This is a genomic window from Glutamicibacter sp. BW77, from assembly GCF_002332285.1.
Taxonomy (GTDB): domain Bacteria; phylum Actinomycetota; class Actinomycetes; order Actinomycetales; family Micrococcaceae; genus Glutamicibacter; species Glutamicibacter bergerei.
This window is the reverse complement of the sequence record NZ_NRGT01000014.1, coordinates 1-16660: the sequence shown is the minus strand read 5'-3', so window position 1 is coordinate 16660 and position 16660 is coordinate 1. Positions and strand designations below refer to the sequence as shown.

At 57.3% G+C, this 16660-nt stretch carries 16 protein-coding genes and 1 other RNA gene; 9 read left to right on the top strand and 8 right to left on the bottom strand.

The window, feature by feature from the left end; all coding sequences use genetic code 11:
- The first annotated feature begins 274 nt into the window (after positions 1–274).
- Together CIK74_RS01605 and def are read left to right on the top strand one after the other, a co-directional pair.
- Complete coding sequence (locus CIK74_RS01605; protein WP_096253952.1) at positions 275–2950, top strand: LuxR family transcriptional regulator; 2676 nt, start codon at positions 275–277, stop codon at positions 2948–2950.
- A 563-nt stretch (positions 2951–3513) separates the two neighbouring features.
- Positions 3514–4086, top strand: a complete 573-nt coding sequence (gene def, locus CIK74_RS01600) for a peptide deformylase (RefSeq protein WP_096253955.1) — start codon at positions 3514–3516, stop codon at positions 4084–4086.
- A 5-nt stretch (positions 4087–4091) separates the two neighbouring features.
- On the opposite strand, the gene CIK74_RS01595 is transcribed toward def, so the two are convergent.
- From CIK74_RS01595 to CIK74_RS01570, 6 genes are all read right to left on the bottom strand, one after another.
- Entirely contained in the window at positions 4092–4325 is a 234-nt protein-coding gene (locus CIK74_RS01595; RefSeq protein ID WP_096253951.1) for a hypothetical protein, read from the bottom strand.
- Entirely contained in the window at positions 4297–5052 is a 756-nt protein-coding gene (locus tag CIK74_RS01590; protein WP_096253950.1) for a winged helix DNA-binding domain-containing protein, read from the bottom strand. Before CIK74_RS01590 ends, CIK74_RS01595 begins: the two co-directional genes overlap by 29 nt.
- A gap of 97 nt (positions 5053–5149) precedes the next feature.
- Positions 5150–5608 carry a hypothetical protein gene (locus CIK74_RS01585; protein WP_096253949.1) on the bottom strand — a complete coding sequence of 153 codons (459 nt, stop codon included), beginning with the start codon at positions 5606–5608 and terminating at the stop codon, positions 5150–5152.
- A gap of 116 nt (positions 5609–5724) precedes the next feature.
- Positions 5725–7197 carry a glyceraldehyde-3-phosphate dehydrogenase gene (locus CIK74_RS01580; RefSeq protein ID WP_096253948.1) on the bottom strand — a complete coding sequence of 491 codons (1473 nt, stop codon included), beginning with the start codon at positions 7195–7197 and terminating at the stop codon, positions 5725–5727.
- A gap of 168 nt (positions 7198–7365) precedes the next feature.
- An RNA gene (gene rnpB / locus CIK74_RS01575) (RNase P RNA component class A) lies at positions 7366–7721 on the bottom strand.
- A 47-nt stretch (positions 7722–7768) separates the two neighbouring features.
- Complete coding sequence (locus tag CIK74_RS01570) at positions 7769–9223, bottom strand: NAD(P)/FAD-dependent oxidoreductase (RefSeq protein ID WP_096253947.1); 1455 nt, start codon at positions 9221–9223, stop codon at positions 7769–7771.
- 71 nt (positions 9224–9294) lie between these two features.
- Between CIK74_RS01570 and CIK74_RS01565 the strand changes: the two genes are divergently transcribed.
- From CIK74_RS01565 to CIK74_RS01555, 3 genes are all read left to right on the top strand, one after another.
- Positions 9295–10143 (top strand): peroxide stress protein YaaA, encoded by an 849-nt coding sequence (locus CIK74_RS01565; protein ID WP_343251917.1) that lies wholly within the window; start codon positions 9295–9297, stop codon positions 10141–10143.
- A 428-nt stretch (positions 10144–10571) separates the two neighbouring features.
- The gene (locus CIK74_RS01560; RefSeq protein WP_096253946.1) at positions 10572–10808 is read left to right on the top strand and encodes a hypothetical protein; all 237 of its coding nucleotides are present in this window, start codon (positions 10572–10574) and stop codon (positions 10806–10808) included.
- Positions 10809–10965: 157 nt separating this feature from the next.
- Positions 10966–11715 (top strand): MerR family transcriptional regulator, encoded by a 750-nt coding sequence (locus CIK74_RS01555; protein ID WP_096253945.1) that lies wholly within the window; start codon positions 10966–10968, stop codon positions 11713–11715.
- Positions 11716–11781: 66 nt separating this feature from the next.
- Here the strand turns inward: CIK74_RS01555 and CIK74_RS01550 are convergent, their stop codons facing one another.
- Together CIK74_RS01550 and CIK74_RS01545 are read right to left on the bottom strand one after the other, a co-directional pair.
- Positions 11782–12165 carry a VOC family protein gene (locus CIK74_RS01550; protein ID WP_096253944.1) on the bottom strand — a complete coding sequence of 128 codons (384 nt, stop codon included), beginning with the start codon at positions 12163–12165 and terminating at the stop codon, positions 11782–11784.
- Between the two features lies 1 nt (position 12166).
- A complete protein-coding gene (locus CIK74_RS01545) occupies positions 12167–13120 on the bottom strand; it encodes a Nif3-like dinuclear metal center hexameric protein (RefSeq protein ID WP_240520425.1) in 954 nt (317 codons plus the stop codon).
- 131 nt (positions 13121–13251) lie between these two features.
- Here CIK74_RS01545 and msrA point away from each other — a divergent pair, with 131 nt between their 5' ends.
- From msrA to CIK74_RS01525, 4 genes are all read left to right on the top strand, one after another.
- Positions 13252–13779, top strand: coding sequence for a peptide-methionine (S)-S-oxide reductase MsrA (msrA, locus tag CIK74_RS01540; RefSeq protein WP_096253953.1), 528 nt, complete (start codon positions 13252–13254; stop codon positions 13777–13779).
- A 95-nt stretch (positions 13780–13874) separates the two neighbouring features.
- Positions 13875–14810, top strand: coding sequence for a cysteine synthase A (gene cysK / locus CIK74_RS01535; RefSeq protein WP_096253943.1), 936 nt, complete (start codon positions 13875–13877; stop codon positions 14808–14810).
- Positions 14811–14949: 139 nt separating this feature from the next.
- A complete protein-coding gene (epsC, locus tag CIK74_RS01530) occupies positions 14950–15534 on the top strand; it encodes a serine O-acetyltransferase EpsC (RefSeq protein ID WP_096253942.1) in 585 nt (194 codons plus the stop codon).
- A gap of 74 nt (positions 15535–15608) precedes the next feature.
- Positions 15609–16574, top strand: a complete 966-nt coding sequence (locus CIK74_RS01525) for a hypothetical protein (RefSeq protein ID WP_096253941.1) — start codon at positions 15609–15611, stop codon at positions 16572–16574.
- Positions 16575–16660 lie beyond the last annotated feature (86 nt).

Here is a 16660-nt window from a genome sequence, read left to right as displayed (position 1 = left end):
AGTTTTGGATCAGACCGTTTCTGTTTTCTGCTCAATCATTTGTGCCACATTCGGGTTAAGTCCCACACTCTACGGTCCGCGCATTCGTCAGCCACAACTTATTCCACAGTCAGAAAATAGTTTTCACTACAGACCAGCGGTTAAATCTGCAGCTTAAATCGTCGGCAGTCCGGGATTTTAAGCTAACTATCCAGCTGTTGTCCAGTACGTTTGCTACCTGAATTTGCGATTCCATTACTTGACTAAGCTCATAACCAGGTACAAAATTAGGCCTATGAATGCATCGCCTAGGGCGCTCCCCCAGAAGTTGCCCTCTCGTCAGCATGCATACCAAGAGGCTCACGCCTCGGTCTTGCAAGGCGCTCCCGTATTCATCGTGGGACAGTTCGGTAGTGGGCGCACAACATTTGCGCATCAAACCCTGTCAAACCATCCCGGCAAGAGCTACTGGATTACCGCGGCAAAGGCCCTGCAGGAAGTTCCCTTCGCCCTGCTGTCGACCTTAACCGCACAACTGCCGACGCAAACGAGCAATTTTACGCCCGCCGAAATGATCTCGGAGTTAGTGCAATACACCGCGAACCAAGGCCTCTATCTTTTCTTAGACCAAGCTGAGCACGCCGACGAGCAAAGCGCGGCAGTATTCAGCCAACTTTCTCTGACCGGAAACATCCATCTTGTAGTCGCTACCAGCGCAATTAAGCATTTGCCTCAATCCCTGAAGGATTTGCGCACCAGCGCCCGAGCAACTCGCATTGAACTAACCAGACTCACTTTTGCCGACGCCGAAGTGATTCTCGAAGATGTCTTCGGTGGCCAAGTAAACTCCAGCACCATAGGAACCCTGCTTGAGTTATCCGACGGAAATGCTCTGCACCTTCATGAACTCACCTTGGACGCACAAAAGGCCAAAGTGCTCACCAAACAAGGCTGCTACTGGACCTTAGATCGGTCGTGGAACCCTCAGGGTCCTCGAATCTCTGATCTCATTGCCTCACGGCTCCATGCACAACCCCCGTCGATCCGTGAGGCGATAGAGCTATTGGCTGTGACCGGCCGACTCAAATACCCCTTTGCGCAGCAGTTGCTCGGTTCAACATTGCCACAGGTGCTTGAATCCCGACTGGCGAAATTAGTGACCCTGTGGCAGGACGAAACCACCGGCGAGCGCGAGCTGGCGGTAGTGCTCAGTTCCGGGCTTGCCCCACAAACCGTTTTGAATACTTTGACCCAAGCCCAACTTCGTGACTATCTGCGGCGTGCCTCGGATACTTTCCCGAGGGATGTTCTCACGTCCAATTCCCGGGCGTGGTTCACCAGGCATCGGTTGATGTTGGGGATCGCGATTCCGGCCCAGGAACTGTTTGATGATGTGGTGACCTCGGCCCAAGCACGACGTTTTGCGCAGGTTGTGGCATTGACCGATGCTTTGGATCGTGAATCCTTTACCGATCAGGGGATGTTGGAGCACGTATTGGTGCTGCGTGCCGACGCGTTATATGAGTTGGGCAAACCCGAGGTGGCCTTGTCGGTGCTTCAGCCGATGTTACAAACAGGTAGCGCGCAGCTACGGGGCGTGGCAGCAAAAATCGCTTTCGCCGGTCTGGGCCGCCCCGACTTGGCAACGCAGATTATTGATTCTGAGCCCAATGATCCGGTGGAAAGTCATGCCTATCGGCTGCTCTTGCTTTCTCGTGCCCAGCAGGTGGTGGACACGGTGAAGTTACGCGAGTACGCAGCTGACCAGAGCATCTCCCCGGAGTTACGTGCAGCGTGCCTGGCGCATGTGCTGATTGAAGATTGTTATGCCGGGCGTCCGGTGAGTGCGTTTGAAGAATTAGCAGGGCACGTCGCCGATACGTCATGGAGCTTGGCTACCCCTGCGACTCAGACGGAACTGTTCTTTGCGTTACCGGTGCTGTCTTCATCCTTGGGCGGAGTGAGCCCGGAATTCGGCGCGCTCTTGGCCGGAATCGATTTTGCTGGTCTGGCGATCAACCATGCTAACTATCTCACCGCTCATGGGCTCGAACTTCTGGAACAAGGTGTGGCGCTTGGCGCGCTACAGGCTTTTGAGCAGGCATTAGCACTGACCTCGTATTCGGACCCGTACATGCTGACGGGCTTCACCGCCTGTTTCGCCGCTTGTGCTGCGGTACTGGTCGGAGACCTGCCGAAGGCTCGAATGTATTATTCAGTGGTTCAGTCCTCCCCGGCAATGTCGGGACAGATTATGCGCCCTTTGGCGGACCGAGCCTTATTACCGGTTCTCTTAGAACTGGAGGGTCGACAGGCCGCCGAGGATCACTTGGCTCATTGCTTAGCCCACGCGGAAAAGTTTGGTCGCAGACTCTCACGCCTGCGTCTGCTTCATGATGCGTGGCGTCTTGGACTGTCGGTTGAAGTTGATGAACTGAGCGAGGCCGCTGCGTTGGTGCAGGGGCCGTTGGCGCAAGCCCTGGCACAGTACGCTTCGGTGATTGAGGCGCCGAGCCAATCAGCCGTAGAAGGGCTTGTCTCGGCTCATGTAGCTTCACAACGTTTGCTCTATGCAGCCGAGGTTGCCCACCGAGCGTCGGTCGCTGCCCGTGATTTAGGTCAGCGTACGTTGGCATCGCGGTTATTGGCACTAGCTACCGAAACAGCTGTGCCGCTTGAACAGGTTAATACTCCATCGCTGGGCCGTGGGCGCATCATTCGCTCGTTACTCACCGAGCGTGAGCATGCCACCTGCGTTCTTGCCGCACGTGGTGCAAGCAATCAGGAAATCGCTGAAGAACTGTTTTTGTCCCCAAGGACTGTTGAAGGTCACCTACAGCGCTCTTACACGAAGTTGGGCATCGCCACTCGACGCCAGCTGCTGCCGAGCAGTGTGCGGGAACCCGTCTTGGAGGAAAATCTTGAAGAGCTTTCGGAGGCACTACCTGTATCCAGGCAATCGGCTACCTAATACCCTATTTCAGTCCCTCAATTGGGGTTTCGCATCCTAGAATAAACAGTGTGCAATCGAAGTATGCATCATGAATCTTGGGGGATTCAGAATTCGATTGATTGGGAATAAAGCTTTTTAGACACTCGCAGAAGTCTGAGCGGCTACGAAGCTGACCAGAGGGCTAACGTCATGGGGACGTTAGCCCTTCCCGTTTAATCAGCACCTTAGTACATGTGTTCTAATGCTGGCATCGTGCCTGCGCACGCCGGATGGATACGCTGGACTAGCTGCCAGATTCCGCGGTGAGGTGCATCTCATCCCGCGGTGCACGAGCCCTAGCGGATCGGCCCGAGCGCAGCTTACCGCGCTGGCGCCGCAACAACCTCGTAGTGAATCTAGACTAGTAAACCCGTACAAACCCCGCGCCACCTTGCCGTAAACCGTCGCGCATCGCCGCCGGGTAACCAGGTTGCGTCGCGATGCTTGCTACGCTCACGGACTGCCGCGCTAGTGGCAAAAGTAAGTTCAGCCGTGAAACTATTGGAGAAGACTTCTTAGCACCCTTGAAAGGAACCGATCACGTGCCCATTCGGCAGATCACCGTTTATGGAGAACCAGTACTGCACCAGCGCGCAGCGCAAGTCACAGAGTTTGATGACCAGTTGCGTCAGCTCGTCGCTGATATGCACGCCACTATGGATGCGGCCCACGGCGTAGGGCTTGCCGCTCCGCAGATCGGTATCGGACTACGCATCTTCACTTACGTCTATGCGGACCAGGATACGGCGCCCGAACGTGGCGTGCTCATCAACCCGGTACTCACTCTGTCCAAGGTTTCTCAGGCGACCCCAGACCCCGATGAGGAGGCGGAGGGATGCCTCTCTGTCCCGGGGCTAAACTTTCCGCTGAAACGGGCCGAGTACGCCAAGGTGGAAGGCGTGGATGAATTTGGCAAGCCGGTGTCGTTTGAAGCTACCGGTTGGTTCGCTCGCATCATGCAGCACGAGTTCGATCACCTGGACGGTTTTTTGTACGTGGACAAGCTGGTGCCCCGGTGGGACAAGCGCTGGCTGAAGGCGAAGAAGTCGTTGGGTTGGTGCGTTCCCGGTATCACGTGGCTACCAGGTACCGACGAAGATCCATTCGGCCACTAGGTCTACTAGTCGCTTCTGAATGCTAGATAACGCTGATGCAGCGCCGCACCGAGTGAATCGGTCGGCGCTGCTTTTGCGTTCCATAGGCGCTGCGCCTGGCCATCCACTAGCCAGAAGGGCAGGAACATACCGTTTTTGCCCGGTGCGATCTGTCGCGCCAGTTCTTCCGTAGCCACCGTGGACCGCTGGGCGTAGGACAGGTAGTACTCATCAAAGCTCCGCGCCAGAGCCGGCAACAACCCACAAGTCCTCACCCCCGCCATCAACACCAGCACTGGACAGTGCGGCGCCCAGCTCGGCGGCCGCGCGCCTGATGGCTGTCAGCGTTTGCCCGCTATACCAGGCGGCATCGCGTAAGGTTGCCGGACCCTGCGAGGATAAATAACGCACCAGAAGTTCTTGTAGTGGCTCTTTGGGTTCACGGTGGGTGCGGACCCACTGGTCTAGCAGTACGAAGTCCTGCGCGGCTTTAGCTGCTCCCTCGGGAATCGGCCCCAGGCAAATCAGCGCGTCCTGCACCAGGACCATGAGCAAATGAATTCCGCGCTGATTAGTCGTCTCGATGCCATGGGCATTAAGTTCGGCATACAGTGCTTTCCGGCTGGCGCTGCCATGGACTTCTAAACAGTCATGGATCAGGGTGCCGGCAGTGTCGATGGTTGCGGTGCTGATCTGCAATTCGCGCAGGCGTGGAGCAACTTTTTGCAGGGTACGTTTTTTGGTCAGCGCCATCAGCCAGCGCACATCCCGGGACAAGACGGTGTGCAGCGTGCCACGCATGGTCCATGAACGCACCATTTGCCCCGACCTGAAGCAGGCATCTACCTCTTGTCTGGTGACACTTGCCCCGGCGCGCTGGGCGAGCGCGTAACGGCCGGCAAGGAAATCCTGAGACTGGATAGCGAGCATGTGCCCACAGGCCGCTACCGGCGATCCTGCCGGCTCCAGCAGCAGCTGGCTTTCCATTCACATCGAGAGCAAGTGACTGCGCTTCATTCTTGCCTTTCACCACCAAGGGAGATCACCAAGCCAAAGATGACTAGAACATATATTCGAATCTCACTTATTGGGCAGGATCCGAGTTCTTGGTGTGCTGCGAAAGATCATGGACCACAAATGCTTCGCCGGTCGACTGGCACTGGGCGACGGCTTCGGCATCCGCGCCGCTGAGCTGGAGATATCCCCCGGAAATGCTCAGCTGTTCGCCGACGCGAAGCTCCTCATCGTCAACCTGCAGGCCTGGCCAACCGTCGGGCAACAGGTGAGCCTCGGTGGGCCATATCAGCAAGGCCGACCGTGAGTTCGGACCACGCAGTTCGAAGCACTGCCCGGCGCTCAGCGTCAGCTCGCCGGTCGCTTCGGCCGTCATGGACGCACCATCATCATGCAAAGAGTGAGCTCCGACTACCGCGCGCGGCTCGCCCGCGGTGAGCCCAAGCTCGCTGCCCGGGACACTGCATGAGCTCAGTGCCGCAGTGCACAGACTAAGTGCTACTAGCCTACCGGCGTGTGCCCGGGTCATCCTATAATTCATACGCCTAGTCATAGGGCAAATTCTAGCAAGCCACCCGTGGTTTAAAACGCAGCACCCCGACCCTTAGACAAAAGGATCGGGGTGCTGCGTGCATGCATTAAGACTTAGACGGAAGCCGGCTGAGCCTGTACTGCAGGAACCGCTACCGGGTGAGTGCCGGCGATTGATTCAATCACGCGCACTACTTGGCAGGAGTAACCGAATTCGTTGTCGTACCAGACGTAAACGATAGCGTTCTTGTCCGAGACGATGGTAGCCAAACCATCGACGATACCTGCGCGGCGTGAGCCGACGAAGTCGGTGGACACCACCTCAGGGGAATCGATGTAGTCGATCTGGCGGTGCAGGCTGGAGGTCAGCGAAGCCTCACGCAGGTAAGCGTTCAGCTCTTCCTTGGTGGTCCCGTTCTCAAGGTTGAGGTTCAGGATCGCCATGGAGACATCTGGGGTTGGCACGCGGATTGCGTTACCGGTCAGCTTGCCTTCGAGCTCTGGCAGGGCCTTGGCGACGGCCTTGGCGGCACCGGTTTCGGTGATCACCATGTTCAGCGCTGCCGAACGGCCGCGACGCTCACCCTTGTGGAAGTTGTCGATGAGGTTCTGGTCGTTGGTGAACGAGTGAACGGTTTCAACGTGTCCGTGGATGACGCCGAACTTGTCGTTCAGTGCCTTCAGAATCGGGGTGATCGCGTTGGTCGTGCACGACGCGGCGGTGACGATCTTGTCCTCGGCGGTGATCCAGGAATCATTGATGCCGTGGACGATGTTCTTCAGATCGCCCTTGCCCGGTGCGGTCAGCAGGACGCGGGCAACACCCTTGGCCTGCAGGTGCTGGGACAGGCCAGCCTCGTCACGCCAGCGACCGGTGTTATCCACCACGATGGCGTTGTTGATGCCATGCTCGGTGTAGTCAACGGTGGTTGGGTCATTCGAGTAGATGACCTTGATCAGCGTGCCGTTGGCCAAGATGGTGCTGTTGGCCTCGTCCACGGTGATCGAGCCGTCAAAGCGGCCGTGGACCGAGTCGCGACGCAGCAGCGAAGCACGCTTGACGATGTCGTCATCCGAGCCCTTACGCACCACGATGGCTCGCAGGCGCAGGCCGTAGCCTCCGCGCTCGATGAGGATACGTGCCAGCAGACGGCCGATACGGCCAAATCCGTAGAGCACGACGTCCTGTGGCTCAACGTCGGTGGCGCCAGCCTGACCGACCTTTTCGCCCAATTCTTCGGTGAGGAATGCGTTCAGGTCCTGCGAACCGGATTCGACGAACTTCTTGTTCAGGCGGCCCAAGTCAACGGAAACCGAACCAACGTTCAAGGATTCAATTGCTTCAAGGATCGGCATGGTAGTGGTCAACGCCAATTCCTTGCCATCAATCCGGCGCACTACGCGGTGGGCCTTGATGATGTCGATGGCCGACTGGTTGATCAACTTACGGCCGTAGATCGAGGTCACCACATTGTTCTTGCGGTTAAGACGTCCGATCAGTGGAATCATGGCCTCGGCGAGCTCTTCGCGCCCGCTCCATTCTTCCTGGGCAACGACAGACTGCTGGGTCACAGAAAATCCTTCCATTTCAGCCGACTTCCAGATCCATAAAGTCGGTTGGCACCGTGAGAAGCACCATTGCTTTTGCGGTGGCGCGGGGTAACAGGATCATCCCCGCAAGTACGTATCTATTCTAGACGGTGCACCCGCGAAGCGGAGCCTGACGCCTGTGAATCATCTCACCAGAGTGGTGAGTGAATGGGATGACCGATACGCCGGGTTCTGTCCGCTTGCGCGAAGACGATCATCTATCTACGACTGCCGTTGCCGACAGCCTCTAGCGGTCCACCCGACTGCATGGGGCGAACAGCCCTCATAACGCAGTCTGTCTGACCTTGCTCCGGGTGGGGTTTACCAAGCCATCCCGGTCACCCGGAATGCTGGTGGTCTCTTACACCACCGTTTCACCCTTACCAGGAAAACCTGGCGGTCTATTTTCTGTGGCACTAGCCTGCGGGTTACCCCGAGTGGGCGTTACCCACCACCCTGTTCTGTGGAGCCCGGACGTTCCTCGGGCCGTTTGCACGGCACGCGATCGCCTAGTCATCCCATTCGTTAACCATTCTAGCCCCGCCAGTTTCCTTACACCGACTTCGCCTTACGAGCCGCTGGCCACATTTGGCGTAGCGAAATGATATTCCTCCAATAAGCGCAACCAAATTTCACTGATCGTTGGGTATGCGGGAACCGCATGCCACAACCTGTCCATAGCCACCTCGCCGACAATCGCAATAGTCGCCGCGTGCAAAAGCTCTGCGACATCTTGACCGACAAAGGTTGCCCCGATAACCACCTGGCGATTTTGCTCAACGACCAACTTGGCATGGCCCTGATACCCGTCGGCGTGCAGACTGGCGCCGGCCACTGCACCCAGCTCGTACTCCACACAGCGGATGTTGAGTTTTTTAGCTCGCGCTTCCGCTTCGGTCATTCCGACGGCCGCGACCTGCGGGTCACTAAAAATTACTCGTGGGACGGCGACGTGATCAGCGCTCGCCACGTGGCTACCCCACTGCCTTTCCGAGAGCTGTTCGCCGTTGCGCCGCGCGGCGATCGCCTCACCGGCAATGCGAGCCTGGTACTTTCCCTGATGGGTTAGTGCGGCGCGGGAATTCACATCGCCCACCGCGTAAAGCCAGTCGAAGCCCTCAACGAGCATCGTGTCATCCACACTCAGCTTTGCCGTGGGGTCCAGGTTCAGTGCCGCCAAGCCAAGATTCGCGGTATTAGCCCGCCTGCCGGTAGAAACCAGCACCTGATCGGCGAAAATTTGCCTACCGTCCCCAAGCCGGACGCTCACCACACCCTCTGCGTCTCGGTCTACACGATCCGGGGTGACACCCTGAAGGAACTGAACGCCCGCAACTTCTAGTGCTTTCGCAAGATATTTGCCAACAAATGGTTCCTCACGACTGACCAAGGATCCGCGGGAGAGCATCGTGACCTGTGAACCAAGGGAAGAAAAGGCGAAGGCCAGCTCGGTGCCCGCCACACCTGCACCAATAATGATCAAGCGCGCGGGAATTTCTTTAGCCGCGGTAGCTTCTCTGGTGCCCCAGGGTTTGGCCTGTACTAAACCCTCAATATTGGGCAGCGCCGGCACCGAACCGGTAGCAAGCACCACGGCGAGCGCCGAATACTGGGCCTGTCCAACCTGGACAAGATGCGCACCGACAAGTTCACCGCGGCCGCGAATCAGCTCAATCCCCGCCGAGTCTAGCCACCCGGTTTGCCCCGAGTCATCCCAGTCACCGGCGAATGAATCCCGTCGCGCTAATACCTGCTCGACGTTGATCGGTGAGGTGATTGCCTGCTTTGCTCCAGGTAACCTGCGTGCCGCATTCAACGCCTGCCCACTGCGAAGCAGTGCCTTGGACGGCATGCACGCCCAATAGGAACATTCGCCGCCAACCAGTTCAGACTCAATGATTGCGACCCGCAACCCATGCTTGACCGCGTAATCGGCCGCGTTCTCCCCTGCCGGGCCGGCACCAATGACTATCAGGTCAAAGTCGTATTCCTCCGAGGAAGAGCTGTGCGCAGATTCATTCATGATGTTTCCTCACTGCAAAAATCGAGTTCAGGTTACTGTGCTCAGCGTAGCTAGGTGCCGGTGATTCGTACATGATCAGCTCTTCGTTCCAGCTATCTACCTGCGCTGAGCCCCGGTTGATCTCGGATAAGCTGGAAGGCGTGCTTATTTTGTTGCCACCTTCCGAAGGTAAAACCGCTCATGCTCACGGCGCACCGTTTGTTTCCGGTGAGCTTTCCTTTGCGCAGCTGACAGAGGATCGAGCTGCGGTGCTAGCGGCCCTGTCCGAAGTCTCGGCCCGCGAAAACGCCATGGAGGTGCTCGGTGTGGGAGCGTCCCTGGCCAAGGAGGTAGCGCGCAACATTAACCTGCACACCGAGCCCGCGGCGAAGGCGCATGACATTTATTCGGGTGTGCTTTTTGAGGCGCTGAATTATTCCTCGCTAGATCCCGCGGCACAACAGCGTGCAGATGACTCCATCATCGTGGTTTCCGCGCTGTGGGGCGCAGTCCGCTTCGGCGACCGAATCCCCCCGTACCGCTTATCCATGTCGGCCAAGCTTGAACCACTGGGCAAGCTGACCAGCTGGTGGAAGAAACGACTGACCCCGGTCCTCGACGAAGTAGCCGGCGATCAGCTGATCGTGGATGCTCGGTCAAGCACCTACGCGGCAGCTTACAAGCCAAGTAGTGGAAACAGCGTTGCGGTGAACGTATTCCAGATGCGCAACGGCACCCCGAAGGTGGTCTCGCACTTTGCCAAGCACACCCGCGGAGAGGTCGCTCGCTTCCTCGTTCAGCAGTCGGTCACCCCGCAGAATCCAGAGGAGCTACTGGCCCTGGCGCAAACCAAATGGGATGCGCGGCTGTTAGAAGATAAGAAGGGCCTGGCACTGAATATCCTGCTGGCAGAGGATCACCAGTTCACCACAGCCAAGTAGTACCCTGCTGACCGGCCTGATTTAGCTAGGTAGGCCGTAGTCGTCCCCTGCCGGTATAAAGGTGAACTTCTTGTCCATTTCTGCGTACCCGAACGCCTCAAAGGAAACGAATATTTCGTGGGGCACCAATGCCCGTAGCTACCAGCGCTCCGAGAACGGGACGCTCGTCGACGGGCAATGACGAGTATCAAGCGGGATAAGGCAACTAAGCTTCGCCACTTTCTGTATCGATTAAATAGCCCCGGGCATTTTGTGACCTGCTCCCCCGATGTTGGTTTCTGATTTCTCAGCCCACCTTCTGGGGAGCATTTCATTCGGGCGTCGAGACGAGAATTGGGCGGGCGATGATCTCGATTTGAGCCGACTAACGACGCCCACGATTTCAAACCCTTGACTCTGACGTAACGTCAACTGGCAGGGTTACATTTATGACCAAACACAACGCGCCAGCAATCAACTGGTCAATCTGCGACCTCGCGGCCACCCAAACACTGTACGTACACGCTGGGTTCGTAAACCTTGCAGCCATCCCCGGCCCGGAAAATACTCCTGCCCTGGTACACCTTCGCCGCGCAAAGTATCAAGACATCCTCGCAACTCAAGAGACCGCGGTTGGAGGCACGGCCACGGCATCCTTCTCAGCAGGCGCGGTCGAGCGCAGCTAAGTCGCCTGGCCGTTCGAAACGCGGGAGTTCACCACAGCTGACATGTTCGCGGATCAGGTGGCAGTACACACTTGGTCGAGGAACACCTCAACGGAAATTCGAAACTACCAAAGCACAGACACCCAACCCAAACAAAACCTAGCCAAGGAGCGCAGCAATGCCGGAGTGGCCAATCAAAGATGTAGCCCGCGCGACCGGGCTCACCAGTCGCACGTTACGACACTACGAGCAGATCGGTCTGCTCCGTCCCTCCCGAGTCGCACACAACGGATACCGGTTCTACGGCGAGACGGAATTATCACGGCTCTACCGAATCCTGTCACTGCGCGCGTTGGAGCTTCCGCTCGCGACAATCCAGAACGCGCTAGAAGACGATGGAACGCTCGCCGAAGCAATCACCACCCATCTCGCGCTTCTGGAAGAGCGCCGAGACCGAACCATTCAGCAAATCACTGCCGTTCGACACACGTTGGACGCAGTCACGAAAGGTAAGAGCATGACCATCAAGGATATTTTCGACGGATTCGACCAGAGCCAGCACGAAGCCGAGGTACGCGGCAGATGGGGCGACGACGCATGGGAGCGAAGCGCGAAGCGTCGCGAGCAAATGAGCGAGGACCAGCTCCAAGCCGATGGCCAGCGAAGCGTTGACATCAATACAGCGTTGCGCGAGGCCGCGGCCGCAGGAGTAGATCCTTCCGGCGCACGCTTTCAGTCGCTGATTGCCGCGCATCATCGTTGGGTGACCGAGTACTGGGCCGGTCGAGTCCCGGATCGCACCGCGTATACCGGCCTGTCCGAGTTGTACGTCGCAGATGCACGTTTTGCGGCCACCTACGGTGGACAGCAAAATGCCGAGGCTATCCGCGAGGCGAGGCAGTTCTGGATCGAAGCGAATCTCGACTAACCGGATCTCAGAAAGTTTGCCGCACCCCGGTATTTTTGCGACCTGGGTAGGGCTAAATCACTGTGGCTAGAACTGCGCGACCAGCTCAACTTCGAATCCCGACGTATCTTCCAGATAGGCAGCATAGTGCTCCGCTCCCCCGGCAAACGGATGCTCATCGGCAAACATCAGCGTAAACCCGTGCTGTTGCGCCTCGATGGCCAGCTCATCGACCTGTTCGCGGCTACCGGCGTGAAAGGCCACATGGTTTAGCCCCGGCGCCGTGCGTTGATGCGGCCCTTGGCTCACGTCCGGTCCGGATTCGAGCACGATGTAGAAGTCTTGGTGGCGGTAGCTGATGCCGCTGGGCCAAGTAGCTTCGACTTCGAATCCCAGACGCAAGAATAGCCAACCCAAGGAACCAGTACTGGCGCTCAGGTCGGCTACCCAAAGTTCAAGATGATGCAACATGTTATGGAGTCAGCACGAAGTCCCAAGGATCGGAGTTCACCTGGGACACCTCGATCTGTACCTCATGGCCCAAATCTTGCAGAACGTTTTCCAACGCGCGGGCGCCGGCGGAAAGCCACACCCACTCGGAGGCGAAGTGCGAAACATCGATCAGGAAAGGATGTCCCCCCTCGGCAGCCTCGCGCGCCTCACTGGCCGGATGGTGGCGCAAATCTGCGGTGACGTAAACGTCTGCCTTGTGGGCGCGCACCGCGTCAAAGAGTGAGTCACCAGCTCCACCGCACAACGCGATCTTGCGGACAATTCCCAGCCGGTCACCGGCCACCCGAACACCACCGGCAACTGCCGGAAGCACGGTAAAGACCCGTTCGGCAAAATCTTCGAGCTTCATCGGCTTATCGAGGAAACCAACCCGGCCCAAACCCTCTTCGGGTAACCCATCCTTAGATTCGACCAGCGGGACACAGTCTTTGAGACCAAAGGCATCGGCCAGGGCATCATTAACACCACCAATGGCGTTATCTGCATTGGTGTGCGCTGTCAGTAGTGCGGTACCGGATTCAATCAGCCGGTGAATCGCCTCGCCTTTAAAGCTGGTTCCGGCCACCTGGGTGACACCACGCAACAACAACGGGTGATGGGTGATCAACAAATCTGCCCCGCGGGTGATCGCGTCGTTAATGACCTCTAGGGTCGGATCCACCGCCATCACGATCTTCTTCACCGGTGCGGTAATGCGACCGGTAACTAGCCCAACGGCGTCCCAGTCTTCGGCCAACGATTCTGGCCACAGTTCCTCGACTGCTTCGAGCACTGCGCCCAACGTGGTGAGGCTGGCACTAGCTTCGGTCTCTGTTCCTTCCGTGGCCTCGCCGTTGACGGTGGAGAGGTTCGCGGACTGCCCAGCCGGAGTTTTCGCTGCCGGATTCTGCGGGGTATTAGCCTTGCTCTGCATATTTCTACCCTACGCGCTGAAACTGGGTGTGGAACATAATGCAACGCCGCGACGTTATGAACTCTGTGAGTACTCTCAGATTAGACACACCCCATCATTTTTCCGCGTCGTTGAACGTCGAGGACACCAAACTGACAACCTTCGTTTTAGCGGGCGGTTGTTTCTGGTGTTTAGACGCCGTTTATCAGCGCACCCGCGGAGTGCACGCGGTGCTCTCCGGATATCAGGGCGGACACACCACAAATCCGGATTACCGTCAGGTCTGTTCCGGCACTAGCGGTCACGCGGAAGTTGTCGCGGTGATCTTCGACGAACAGGTGGTCCCGGCGGAAATTATCTTGGACATGTTCTTCACGGTGCATGATCCGACCACATTAAACCGCCAAGGCTACGACGTGGGTACCCAGTATCGTTCGGCAATGTTCCCACTCGATGATGCACAGCGTGAGCTCTTTGAAGCAGCCATCAACAAGTACGCGGCACTGTACCCCAGCCCGATCGTCACCACGATTGAGGAGTCCAAAGATTTCTACCCGGCCGAGCAAGTTCACCAAGATTTCTACTCGGAGAACCAAGAAGTCGGATATTGTCGAGTCATTATTGACCCGAAGCTCGTAAAAGTCAGGAAATATTACGCTCAATGGCTTAACGAGTCCTGAGTGTTCAACGAGCCGATTAGGCTTAGTACTGAAACTTCAGCACCACACGCCGGGCAACAGCGGCCTGCACCAAGTCACGTAAGGATTGCATACAAATGGGCAAGATCTACAACAACGTCACCGAGATCATCGGTAAGACCCCTCTAGTTAAGCTCAACCGTTTGGGCGAGGGCCTGCCAGGTAGCGTCGCAGTTAAGCTGGAATTCTACAACCCAGCCAACTCGGTCAAGGATCGTATCGGTGTCGCCATCGTGGACGCCGCAGAAAAGTCCGGTGCGCTCAAACCAGGCGGAACCATCGTGGAAGGCACCAGTGGCAACACCGGTATCGCCCTGGCCATGGTGGGCGCCGCTCGCGGTTACAAGGTCATCTTGACCATGCCAGAGACGATGTCCACCGAGCGCCGCGTCATGCTCCGCGCTTACGGTGCCGAGATCGTATTGACCCCGGGCGCCGACGGCATGCGTGGCGCGGTAGAAAAGGCGAAGGAAATCGTCGCTACCTCGGATAACGCTATTTGGGCCCAGCAGTTCGCCAACACCGCGAACCCACAGGTTCACGCGGAAACCACCGGCCCAGAGATCTGGGAAGACACCGACGGCAAGGTTGAGGTGCTCGTGGCAGGTATCGGTACCGGTGGCACCATCACCGGCGCCGGACGCTACCTGAAGGAAAAGAACCCTAACCTGCTGATCGTTGCGGTGGAGCCGAAGGATTCACCAATCCTCAATGGCGGCAAGCCAGGCCCACACAAGATTCAGGGTCTGGGCGCAAACTTCATCCCCGAGGTGCTGGATACCGAACTCTACGACGAGGTGCTTGATGCGTCGATCGAAGACTCCGTTTCGGTGGCTCGCGCACTGGGTGTGAAGGAAGGCATTCTTGGCGGTATCTCCGCCGGCGCCGCGGTATGGGGTGCGTTGCAGATTGCTGCCCGTGAAGAGTACGCAGGCAAGCAGATCGTCACCATCGTTCCCGACTTTGGCGAGCGTTACATCTCCACCTTGCTCTTTGATGACATCCGCGGCTAATAACTAGTTTTCAAAGTCGTGAATAAATCGGCGTGACGCGCTGTTGGATCTATATAGGTCCATCAAGCGGCTCACGCCGATTTGTCATGTTCCCTGTTTCAGGGCACGTCAGCTTGCTGCAAGCACAAAGGTTGTATTTATGAGTTTTTTCTCCCGGTTACGCGAAGATCTCGCCACCGCTCGCTCCCATGACCCGGCAGCCCGTAGTGATACCGAAAACTTCTTCGTGTATTCAGGACTGCACGCGATCTGGATGCACCGCTTGGCGCATAAGATGTGGCAGAACCCGTCGCTCAAATGGCCGGCACGCCTGCTCTCACAGGCTAACCGTGCAATCACCGGCATCGAGATCCACCCCGGTGCCACCATTGGACGGCGCTTCTTTATCGACCACGGCATGGGCATCGTGATCGGTGAAACCGCCGAAATCGGCGAAGATGTGATGCTCTATCACGGGGTCACCCTCGGCGGACGCTCACTGGCTAAGGTCAAGCGCCACCCCACCATCGGGGACCGCGTGGTCATTGGTGCCGGTGCGAAGGTGCTTGGCCCGATCACCATTGGTGCAGACTCCGCGGTGGGCGCCAACGCAGTGGTAGTCAAGGATGCTCCGGCAGGATCCATTGTCACCGGTATTCCGGCGCAGAACCGCCCGCGCACTCCCGAGGAACGCAAGCCTGCGGTGGACCCGGCCGAATATATTGATCCAGCCATGTGGATCTAAATAATACAAGAGTTGGAATGACCTCGTGCGTGTTGCACGAGGTCATTTCTCTCTTTGGGGCAAGGATAATATTTATGACCTCGCCTCGCCTCCCACAAGCTTGGACTTCAGAGCAGAGCGCGGTTCGCGCGTTATCGGCTTTGGCCATCTGCCACCCTGACGAATTCGGAGCGGCGCTCAGCTCCCTCACTGGCTTTGAGCTGAATAATATCGATCCGGAGAGTATCCGGCGCGAACTGCTGGACACAGATCTAACGTTCAGCGCGAGAAACGATAAATACGTGTTTCTCGAAGCAAAAATCGACGATTTTGCATCTACCGAGCAGATGGATCGATATGCAGATCGATTTCCGAATTCGGCAGGTATCCTCTTGGTGCCAGCTTGTGATGCTATCGACGTGGTCGAAGTATTGACCGAACGCCCGACCCTACGGGCGGTTTCCTGGTCAGATCTGCTCCACAAATTGGAGCCGACGAATCCTCTGGCAGGTCAGCTGTTGAATGACATTTTGCTGCTCGCGGGCTTACCCGGTACCAAGGCCAAAACTCGTCGGCTGCTGGGACAAGCATTAACAACGCTTGGTCCCGAGGTGAAGGTGGAGTTAACCTACGCAGACAGTCGCTATCCGAGCCTTGACTACTCAGTTCCAGGTACCTGGGTATTTGGACAAGTGCAAGGCACGAGGGTGGCAACTTCACAGCCGAAGTTCTCCGCCAAAATCGGGTTCTTCACTGACGAGCACGATGAGGTTGAAGGCGAGTCAAAAATTAATATGTGCACTGCGCTCCATCGAGCATGGGAAGTTGCTGAGCGGTTAGAAACCGAAAACCTAGTGCGGCTATCGCGACACAGAAGCCCCTCAAAGCAACAGCAACTATTCGGGGTAGAGCACCCATATCAAGCCAGAGGCTATCATCTTTCACATGTCGGAGTCGCGACGAAAACAAGCTACGATGCAGCGGAAGTTGCCTTGTGGGGCTGCGAACTTGCGCGAGCATTCGCTGCCATTTCTACCGAGATCTGGGGCATGAAACCCTAGACTCTGCAAATAGCCGAACAATGCGTAGACCTGGGCTTACGTCGAGGTGAATCGCTAACTGTTAACAATTAAAAGCGTGGCACTAC